The 9,543-nt window shown below is 58.3% G+C and carries 13 protein-coding genes; 5 read left to right on the plus strand and 8 right to left on the minus strand.

Annotation, left to right across the window (positions count from 1 at the left end; all coding sequences use genetic code 11):
• Positions 1-178: 178 nt before the first annotated feature.
• Entirely contained in the window at positions 179-307 is a 129-nt protein-coding gene (locus P7F28_RS06555; protein WP_368860325.1) for a SymE family type I addiction module toxin, read from the minus strand.
• Between the two features lie 755 nt (positions 308-1,062).
• Here P7F28_RS06555 and P7F28_RS06560 point away from each other — a divergent pair.
• Complete coding sequence (locus P7F28_RS06560) at positions 1,063-1,548, plus strand: hypothetical protein (protein WP_277183684.1); 486 nt, start codon at positions 1,063-1,065, stop codon at positions 1,546-1,548.
• A gap of 95 nt (positions 1,549-1,643) precedes the next feature.
• The gene (locus tag P7F28_RS06565) at positions 1,644-2,435 is read left to right on the plus strand and encodes a hypothetical protein (protein WP_277183685.1); all 792 of its coding nucleotides are present in this window, start codon (positions 1,644-1,646) and stop codon (positions 2,433-2,435) included.
• On the opposite strand, the gene P7F28_RS06570 is transcribed toward P7F28_RS06565, so the two are convergent.
• From P7F28_RS06570 to P7F28_RS06580, 3 genes are all read right to left on the minus strand, one after another.
• A complete protein-coding gene (locus P7F28_RS06570) occupies positions 2,425-2,847 on the minus strand; it encodes a GNAT family N-acetyltransferase (protein WP_277183686.1) in 423 nt (140 codons plus the stop codon). The two genes, P7F28_RS06565 and P7F28_RS06570, sit on opposite strands and share 11 nt — an antisense overlap.
• A 38-nt stretch (positions 2,848-2,885) precedes the next feature.
• A complete protein-coding gene (locus tag P7F28_RS06575; protein WP_277183687.1) occupies positions 2,886-3,320 on the minus strand; it encodes a hypothetical protein in 435 nt (144 codons plus the stop codon).
• 192 nt (positions 3,321-3,512) lie between these two features.
• Positions 3,513-4,124, minus strand: coding sequence for a DUF3005 domain-containing protein (locus P7F28_RS06580; protein ID WP_277183688.1), 612 nt, complete (start codon positions 4,122-4,124; stop codon positions 3,513-3,515).
• Between the two features lie 287 nt (positions 4,125-4,411).
• On the opposite strand from P7F28_RS06580, the gene P7F28_RS06585 reads away from it, so the two are divergent.
• A complete protein-coding gene (locus tag P7F28_RS06585; RefSeq protein ID WP_277183689.1) occupies positions 4,412-4,651 on the plus strand; it encodes a hypothetical protein in 240 nt (79 codons plus the stop codon).
• 104 nt (positions 4,652-4,755) lie between these two features.
• Positions 4,756-5,745, plus strand: a complete 990-nt coding sequence (gene epsC / locus P7F28_RS06590) for a serine O-acetyltransferase EpsC (RefSeq protein WP_277183691.1) — start codon at positions 4,756-4,758, stop codon at positions 5,743-5,745.
• 54 nt (positions 5,746-5,799) lie between these two features.
• Here the strand turns inward: epsC and folE are convergent, their stop codons facing one another.
• The 3 genes from folE to P7F28_RS06605 form a co-directional block, all read right to left on the minus strand.
• The gene (gene folE / locus P7F28_RS06595) at positions 5,800-6,450 is read right to left on the minus strand and encodes a GTP cyclohydrolase I FolE (protein ID WP_277183693.1); all 651 of its coding nucleotides are present in this window, start codon (positions 6,448-6,450) and stop codon (positions 5,800-5,802) included.
• 73 nt (positions 6,451-6,523) lie between these two features.
• On the minus strand, positions 6,524-6,727 hold the full coding sequence (locus tag P7F28_RS06600) for a hypothetical protein (protein ID WP_277183694.1): 204 nt from the start codon (positions 6,725-6,727) through the stop codon (positions 6,524-6,526).
• A 68-nt stretch (positions 6,728-6,795) separates the two neighbouring features.
• Positions 6,796-7,239, minus strand: a complete 444-nt coding sequence (locus tag P7F28_RS06605; protein ID WP_277183696.1) for a VOC family protein — start codon at positions 7,237-7,239, stop codon at positions 6,796-6,798.
• A 135-nt stretch (positions 7,240-7,374) separates the two neighbouring features.
• On the opposite strand from P7F28_RS06605, the gene P7F28_RS06610 reads away from it, so the two are divergent.
• Positions 7,375-8,010, plus strand: coding sequence for a TetR/AcrR family transcriptional regulator (locus tag P7F28_RS06610; RefSeq protein ID WP_277183697.1), 636 nt, complete (start codon positions 7,375-7,377; stop codon positions 8,008-8,010).
• A gap of 4 nt (positions 8,011-8,014) precedes the next feature.
• Here the strand turns inward: P7F28_RS06610 and P7F28_RS06615 are convergent, their stop codons facing one another.
• Positions 8,015-9,385 carry an MFS transporter gene (locus P7F28_RS06615; protein WP_277183698.1) on the minus strand — a complete coding sequence of 457 codons (1,371 nt, stop codon included), beginning with the start codon at positions 9,383-9,385 and terminating at the stop codon, positions 8,015-8,017.
• Between the last annotated feature and the right edge of the window lie 158 nt (positions 9,386-9,543).

A 9,543-nucleotide genomic window follows, 5' to 3' on the forward strand; every position in this document is an offset into this window, starting at 1 on the left:
TTTGAGTTTTATTGCGGAGTCGATCGACCAGGGCGATTTGAGAAATTTTTTAATATCGCCGATATTTATTGATATGCCGGAATATGTTATTCGCATCGGTGATGAAGGGGATTTTTTTGTATATCGTAGTAGTTAGATATGGTCGACGAAGGGCCACTAAAAGCGGCCCTTCGTTTGCTTATCCCGCGGTAATCACCGGTGTGCCGTGTTCGACATTCACCTTCACGCGTTGCCCCGGCACGAATCCCGCGTTCGTAAGCCATCGCCCGGCAAGTCGAATCCCCGGGTAAAAGGGCGCAGTGTGTATCGCGGGCGGGTGCTGGGAGCTGCTGTGCCACTTTTCGTAGAAGGGTGGGCTTGGATTGCGCTGAAGCCGTTGACAGCGCGTCGCCGCCCAAACATTCGATGTTCAGAGTGGATATCCGCACTTACGGAAAGCCTGTACCGGACCGTTGACGACACCTCATATTAGGATGATGTTCGATCCGATGAACTACAACCCGGTCGCTGCGACGAGTCGGGCCAATGCGGCCAGGGCTGGCGCACGCCCGCTGACCTGCATCTCGACGTTGAAAGAGATGGCACGGTCACGCTGATCGGCCCACATATTTCGATTCTCTTTGCCAACCTGCCCGCGGCGTGCGGCGCGGAGCACACGGTGAAGGAATTGCGTGACGGTGCGCGTTTGTTCCGTGTGGATAAACCCAGCGGCAGCGAGTTGCGCGTCCGGATAGGCAATCAGCTTTACGTTTTTCCGTGCGAGGCAGGATTTAGCGCGCCTGCGCCGGGCTATCGTTATCGCCGCCTGCGGATTGGCAGTATCTGAGACGCATCGTCGAATGCAGTGTTGATGGAGAATCCGGGCGCTTGCTCGATGTGCGTCCGACACACGACGGTCGTATCGATTCAATCGTGCTTTACGATTCGGTCACGAGGCAGACTCACAAGTTGGTTAGTTATCTTTACGATGACCGGGGCAATCTGATTTCCGCCACGGATGCACTCGACGCTGCGCGCAGCTATGGCTATAAGGGCCACCATCTGACGCGCCATATCGATCGCGTGGGCCAGGCCTTCTATTACGACTATAACGACGCGTGGCAGGTCATTCATGCGTGGGGCGACGGCGGTCTCCACGATTACCGCTTCATCTATCACGATGCGCTGCGCGAAACGGAAGTGATCGATTCGCGTGGCCATATTTCGTTGGTTCGCTTCGATGAGAACAACTTGCCCATCAGCGAAATCGATCCGCTGGGCGGAGTCACGCTTGCCGATGGCAGCAAAACGCAGGTTTCATTTGATCAGTACTCCATTCCTGTCGATATCCGCGATGCGCAGGGCCGATGCTGGAATACTGACGCAAACCAATCTTATCGGCGCATGGGACGACCGAGATCAGTTGCGCGAGCATGTGAATGCAGTCAGTGCAAGCCAGATGGCAACAGTCTCACCATCAACTACGACGGCGATGCTTTCGATTTCTGCATCCTGACAATACTCAACGTGCCAAAAGTAGCAAGAAGCAGCAATGTGCTGCACATCTGACGCCTCATCAAAAGTCCGTCCGCCAATATCGGAATTGTCTCCTTTCGGATACCTGAGTATTAGCGAATAGTCGATCCTTCTCAGGAGGAATTGACATGCGAAACTTTTCTAAAAGTGCGTGGAAACACTTCATTGCCGTGGCGCTGCTCGGGTTCAGTCAGTTGGCGTGCGCGCAGTCGCTGTGGACATGGAACAACGCGACGCATCCTGCCGGTGTAGGCGGAGTGCCGGGAGGTGCATCGGGCGCGGGTGTGTGGGTGTACAAGGGCGTCTATTACATTCCGGGCGTGGGACATATGGCCAGTCCGCTCGGCGCGTGGCGTATCGAGTCGGTGACGGGGCAGGGTAACTTCGGCAGGGTTGCGCATACAACTCGACCGACCAACACGGAAACAGGTGACGATATCGGTCTGATCGCAACCGGAACGCAACCCATTGCTCCGCGCATCCGTGTTTCGGACGGGTGGCAGGACGCGCCGATCAGCGATGTTTCGCATGGCGATCTAAAGAAGGGCGACTGGATCTGCCATTCGGGTATGTCGGCCGACACGCGGTCGTCCGGCGGTTATCGCTGTGGCACCATGACCATGGACTGTCCTCGCACAGCTTCGATGTGCTACGCCGCCGCCGCAAGCGGCAATCTCGTCGCCGGCGGCGATTCCAGCGGCCCGGTCTGGTGGTACGACGGGCGCGGAGGCGTCGTGCTGATGGGATGGGTCAGAGGCTCTCTGATGATCGACAGCAAGCAGTGGTTGTCGTTTTCGCCGGTGTGGCTGATCCAGGACCACGTCTGGAAACCGGAAGAGTCCTGGGTATCGTGGGGTTATCCGGCCGGCAACGATGGCACCGGCTGTTTCCTCACCACCAGCGGATGCATTAAACCCTGACCTTCTCCATAATCCGCTCCGGATGCGCGCTTGCCTTGAACCCAAAGCGCGCATAAAGCCCGTGCGCACCCGAAGTCACCAGCATCATTCGGCGCAGCGCTTGCAACTCCGGATGCGCCATCACGCATTCCATCATCCATGTGCCCAGACCCGCGCCCTGATGCTCGGGCAAAACGAACACATCGGCGAGGTAGGCGAAGGTCGCGGTATCCGTAATCATGCGCGCATAGCCGATTTGCGCATCGCCATGGAAAAGGCCGAAGGCGAGCGAATGCCGCGCCGCGCGCTCCACTTTTTCTCGCGCGATTCCCGGCGACCAGTACGCCACTTCGCTTAGATATCGGTGCACGACATCGAAATCGAATCGTTCGATATCGGTCGTCACGCGGTATGCGTTCTTCGTCCACTCCATCGCGCTGCTCCATCCGATGATGAAGCAAAGAGCATAGCTCAGACGCGCGCGGCCTCAGCCTCGGCTACAGGGCGAATCAAATAGAACGAACCTGCGAGCTTGCAGACGAGTCCCGCGCCGCACACCACGGCAGCAGCAGGAAACACATGCCATTGCAGCGCGAGCGTCGGTGCAACGAACGCGACGCTGACAAAACCGAGCGCGACCGTCACCCAACGCGCCCATTGCAGCCGCGCGGCGACGCACGCATACAAGAGCGCAACCAGCACTCTCGATACCACCGATGCCGCCAGCGGATGCGCCGTTGCATCGCCCGGCAAGCCGATGCTGACCGCGAGCGCGAGTTCTGCCCACGACAGCGCCCACGCCGCGCCGAGACAGGCGAGCGCATGCCTGAATCGAATATCGGATGTCGGAACAGAAATCGCAGCGGATCCGTCCGTGCGATCGTCGTAAGTCTGGAGCACGCTCATCTGGCCTTCCCCTTTCTTCGTTTTCGCTATGACGGCCGGCCGCGTGTTTTTATGCCGTGGCTCAACCGCTTGCACGAAAGAGCATTCCGCGTGCCAGCCCTGGCTAGCCGCCCGAAAGCAGCATGATCGAAGTTCATGCCACGCCGTGTTACGTGATCCCAACGCAACACGTCACGTGGCATCGGTTCAGACTTACGAGCGTTCCAGTTCAAACAATCGCGCTGGCCGCAGATGATTCAGCGCGTAATGCTTGCGTCCGCGCAGAGCGTGCCCGTGTGCGTCGCGGCCTTCGTAATACAGGCGATCTTCGACTTCGGCCTTCACCGGCGCGACCATGCCGCGATCGATCATCCGATAGCCGCTCTCCAGCATCAGCAGCACGCCATTGCGCGCTGGCCGGCTGTCGAAGCCGCCGAGGCCATCGCTGGGCGTGGGCACATAATTAACGGATGTCGCGTTGTTCGCGATCACGCGGTCGGGATCGCGCGCCAGCATTTCCGCTTCGCGTTGCGCGTCGCGGCTCTTGCCGTCCGCATCGACGGTGTCATCGAGGGTGTCGTCGTTTGTTACGTCTATACCGCGCGGTCTGCGCTCGCGCTCGCCTTCCGGGCCGATGGTCGTATCGGCGGATTGCGGTATCGGCGTCTTGGCGTGCGCGCCCGCGTGCGCTTCGCCGCCTGCCGCGGCTTTGTTTGCATCGCTCAATGTGACGTGCGCAGTTTCAGCGGCGGGCGTCTTGATCGGACTCTCCGCGGTGCGATCCTTTTGCTTTTCCTGCGATTCGTTTGCTCCGGCGTTGTTCATCGCGTGCTCCGTTGATTGACGTGAATCAACCGCCCTGACGCAAGACTCGTTCCGGTTATTTGGCGACGGAACTGCAACCCTTGTCGCAAGGCGTCAGTCCATGCGCATGAAAAATTCAGGCTTTTTTTTCGGCCCCAAGCGCATTTCATACAAGTATGATTTGGAACCTGTCGATGGCAAAGCGCAATACGCGCGACGCGAGCAACAAGGAGGGCGCGTCGAGTACCGCTGTCGGGCATTGAATTCGAATGAGCAGGGCACTTAGATACGTCAGATACGGGTGACTCATGCAACACGATGCAGCCTTTTCACATCGAGGCTACCTACTCAACTGCGCGCCCGCCAGGGCCGGTGACGGCAGCTATCAGCCTTATGTCGTGATCTCGCGCACCAGCGATGGTGAACTCGTCGCGAATCGCTTCTTTCCGTCGGACCTGCGTTTTCGCAACGAAGGCGACGCCATTGCGCACGCGCGCGACTGGGCCGTGCGATGGATCGACGCCAGCAACGTGACCATGCGCTCATGAACACGTTCGCTTATCTCCCGAAGCCGCATCGACGACGGGCGGCAGGCGCGCCCGAAAACGGTTACTCTTGACGTTTGTTCCGTCTCCGTAGCCTCAGCACGCACATGCAAAACAAGCCACCGCTCGCGGCCGCGCCGCCGCACGCCATCTCCACCGACGATACGCCGCTCGCGCCGCACGAGTGGGGTTTGTCCCGCATCGTGGCCGACTTGCGGCAATCGCGCGAAGAGTTGCATCGCACGCGGCATCCGCTGGGCATACGCGAATTGCCATCGCGCGAAGCTATTCAAAAGATCGTCAATGGTCTGCGTGCCGCGCTGTTTCCCACGCATTACGGCGCGCCCGATCTGACCGATGAAAGCGTCGATTATTACGTCGGTCAGACGCTCGAAAGCACCTTGCGGCTGCTGCATGAACAGATTCGCCGCGCGTTGCGGTTTTTGCCGGAACATCGCGATACCGGCGATGCCGTGCTAAGCGAGCAGGCCTTCGCCATCGCGCGCGAGTTCGGCACGCAACTGCCGCAAATCCGCGCGCTGCTCGTCTCGGATATTCAGGCCGCGTTCACGGGCGATCCCGCCGCGCAGCACATCACCGAGATTTTGCTGTGCTATCCGGGCGTTTGGGCGATGACGCATCATCGGCTTGCGCACGCGTTGCACGAACTCGGCGTGCCGCTGCTGGCGCGCTTTATCAACGAGATCGCGCACTCGCTAACGGGGATCGATATCCATCCGGGCGCGACCATCGGGCCGAGCTTTTTTATCGATCACGGCACGGGCGTGGTGATTGGCGAGACGGCGATCATCGGGCAGCATGTGCGCGTGTATCAGGCGGTGACGCTGGGCGCAAAGAGCTTTCCGGCGTCCAATGATGGCTCGCTCGTCAAAGGCAATGCGCGCCACCCGATTGTCGAGGACGATGTCGTGATTTATGCGGGCGCGACCATTCTGGGCCGCGTGACGATTGGCAAGGGTTCGGTGATCGGCGGTAACGTGTGGCTCACGCATAGCGTGCCGCCGGGAAGCAATGTCTCGCAGGGGAAAGTGCGTGAAGGCGGCGGTGATGCGCCCGGCGGTGGCTTCGGCGCATAGTGCGCTTGAACGTGTTTTTAACGTAAAAGGCCTGCATTTGCAGGCCTTTTTGCTTTACGTATTCGATACGCTGAACGCGTTCGTATTACCAACGATGGATAAGAATTCGCGCCGCGTAGAAGCGTCGTCGCGGAACGATCCAAGCATGCGCGATGTCACCATCGACACGCCCGCTTTATGCACGCCGCGCGTCGACATACATTGATGCGCCGCTTCCAAAATGACGCCGACGCCGATCGGCTGCAATACCTCGTTTAAGGTATCCGCAATCTGCACCGTCATCTTTTCCTGAATCTGCAAACGCTTGGCGAAGGCATCGACCAGACGCGCGAGCTTGGAAATGCCGACCACGCGTTTGTTTGGCAAATAGGCCACGTGCGCGCGGCCAATGATCGGCACCATATGATGTTCGCAGTAACTCTCGAAGCGAATATCCTTCAGCACGATCATCTCGTCGTAGCCTTCCACCTCCGAGAACGTGCGCGCGAGGATATCGTGCGGATTCTGCTCATAGCCGCGAAAGAATTCTTCATACGAGCGCACCACGCGCGCGGGTGTATCGAGCAGACCTTCGCGCTGCGGATCGTCACCCGCCCAACGTAACAACACGCGCACGGCGGCTTCGGCTTCTTCGCGGCTTGGACGATCGGCTGACGCAGCAGGCATGTCCGAAGCGGAAGAATGGGTATTGCGCGAGGCGCTCATAGACGGCTCCTTTCAGATCGTGAGTACGGATAGCGCGCTTATTGTTTCACGTTTCTGAAAGTCGATACGCGCATCAGGTTTTTCCACCTCCGTCGATACCCGATCCCGTGCGCCACACTTCCTTGCCACGCTCGGTCAGTTCGCCGCAGCTATGGTCCTTGTCGGCCTCGGTGCCGGGTTGGGCCATGTCGCCACCCGACTGTTCTTGCGATGGCTGTTTGCGGCCTTTCTCGCGGGCAATACGCTCTTCCTGGGAACGTCCGGCATAGTCACTCATGTCGTTTCTCCTTTCGAACGATACGACGATACGCGCGCAAGCGACGTTCCCGCGTGCTTGCTTAAGCGTCAGGCAGGCGCATGCTGAACGCCGCCAAGAATCATCCACGACACGCCGAACTTGTCCTGAACCATGCCGAAGCGTTTAGCGAAGAACGTTTGCGTCATGGGCATCTGCACTTGTCCGCCGTTGCAGAGCGCGTTGAAATACTTCTCTGCCTGCTGCTCGTCATTCGCCGTCAAAGAAAGCGAAACGCCCTTGAATTCAGGCTTGCCGCTGCACATCCCGTCAGACGCCATCAACATGGAATCGCCGATGGTGAATGCCACGTGCATGATCTTTTCTTCCGATCCGGGCGGCAGGCTGCAACCGCTTGCGGTCTCGGCTTTCCCAGCTTCGGGGTTTTCCTTGAAGCGCATCATCATCACCGTTTGCGCGCCGAGATGCTCGCGATAAAACGTCAGCGCTTCTTCACAACGGCCTTCGAAGAACAAATAAGGTTGCACTTGCATGTCTGCTCCTTGAGTTGAGCGATTCGTTGAGCGGGTCGGACAGAGGAAACTATTTTTATACTTGTGTACAGCGTCCACAAAAAATAGCAGAGATAATGGACACTGTCCACATTGAGATTTCATGCCCGAATAAAAATGAAGAATGGCAAGCCGAGAAGCACGTATCGACACGGCGATCTGCGCCGCGCATTGATCGATGCAGGTATCGAACTCGCACGCGATGGCGGGCCTGACGCCGTCGTGCTGCGCGAAGCAACGCGTCGTGCGGGCGTGGTGCCGAATGCGGCGTACCGGCATTTCGAAAGCCGCGATGAATTGCTGACAGCGGTGCGATCGGCGGCGCTTTCCGCGGTCGCGCAAGCGATGGAAGAAGAACTGGCGGCGCGTCCCAGGAAGCGTCGTCGCATGGACGCGGCGCGTGCCGGATTGCGCGCTATCGGCACGGGTTATCTGCGTTTTGCGCAGATGGAAACGGGCTTGTTTCGCACCGCGTTTGCGGCGCCGCCAGCAGAATGGGAAGCGCACGAAGGCGCGTATGGAAAAGGACCGAGCGGACTCGATCCTTTCGAGCTACTGAGCCGTGCGCTCGATGAAATGGCCGAAGCGGGCGCGCTGGACATGAAGCGTCGTCCGGAAGCGGAATATCTTGCGTGGAGCGCGGTGCATGGCTTTGCGCTCTTGTTGATTGAAGGGCCGCTGCAAGGGCTCGATCAAAAGCAGATCGAACCGCTTGCCACGCGTCTTCTGGATATGGTGGAAAACGGCCTATAAAACCTTATTTCTTCGATGGCTGCGCAATCGGCTCGACAATGCTGATCAGCAAAATCAGACACAGCAGCGAGGTGCCGAGCATATACATGAACACGCTTGTCCAGCTATAACGATCGAGCAGCAAGCCGACCGCGAGCGGTGCGCAAGCGCCGCCAATCTGCCCGAGCGAATTCACGATACCGAACGCCGTGGGATACGTCGCTTTCGTGGCAAGGCCCATCGGATACGCGGAATAGCCCGCAAAACCAATACCGAGCATCAGTCCCGACGCGATCAATGCCGCGCCGAGATACGCGACGCTATTGGGTGCATCGATCAAAGCGAACATCATGATCATGGTGCCGAGTGCGCCGAGCATCATCATCGGCTTGCGGCGGCCGCCGAGGAAGCGATCCGAAATCCAGCCGCCGAGCATATTGCCCGTGACTGCGCCAATGAACGGCGCCGACGCGAGAAAGCCCATCTTTACCGATGCAAAACCCTTAACGGTGACGAGATACGTAGGAATCCATGAGATAAAAATATTGCTGATGCCGATCATGCAGCCATAGCCCAGCGCCACGCCAAAGATATTCCACGAACGAAACACCTGACCGATGGTTTCGAGTTGCGGCACCTTTTTCGTGCGATTGATCGCATCGAGACGCGGCATCGGCTCCATCTGCGGACGGCGGCCTGCGCTGCGTGCGCCTTCGTTCGATTCATCGAGAATGTAGCGCTGTTCGGCGGGCGAGCAGAAGCGGTTCTCACTCGGCGAATTCGTGACGACGAGCATCCACACGAAGGCCAGCAAAATGCCGGGAATAGCGAACACATAGAAAATTTCGCGCCATCCCCACAACTGAATCACGATGATGCACACCGATGGCACGATCAGCGGCCCGAGTTTCGATGCCGCGATCCACAAGCCGGTGGCCGTGCCTTTTTCTCGCGAGGGAAACCAACGATTGATCACGTTCGTGCAGCCGATTCCAAGCGGCCCTTCCGACAACCCGAGTCCCACGCGATAAGTCATCAGCAACAAGACCGACGACGTGGTGCCCATCAGACCTGTAAATACGGACGTCAGAATCATGAAGACGGAAAACAGCAGGCCAGTGGTCTTTTCGCTAAGACGCTTGTAAAGCAGGCCAACGGGAATTTGCACGAAGCCATAAGCGAACGAAAACAGACTGACGATCAGCCCGGCCTCGGTATTGGTAATGCCATATTCTTTCTTGAGATACGGCAGCGCGATGCCGAAATTCGCGCGATCCGCGCAGGCGATAGCCCAGATGCAGAAGATCAGTCCCATCACCACCCAGCGATGACTGGTGCGTTTTTCCGTGCTGGCGTGGGCGTCTGTCGATGCGACGGCGCTGTCTGCATTGCTCATGCGTTGTCTCCGGATTGATGTGCGAGGCTCTTTTGATTGTCCTTCTATGCCTTGATTGTCGCGGCGCGCCAAAGCATCCGTCCAATCTTTTGTTGCTATTAGCTGATTCCTTTATTGAATCGATTTGCGCTCGTTTTCTGAATCAGTTGATATGGATT

Source organism: Caballeronia sp. BR00000012568055 (assembly GCF_029439455.1).
Lineage (GTDB): Bacteria > Pseudomonadota > Gammaproteobacteria > Burkholderiales > Burkholderiaceae > Caballeronia.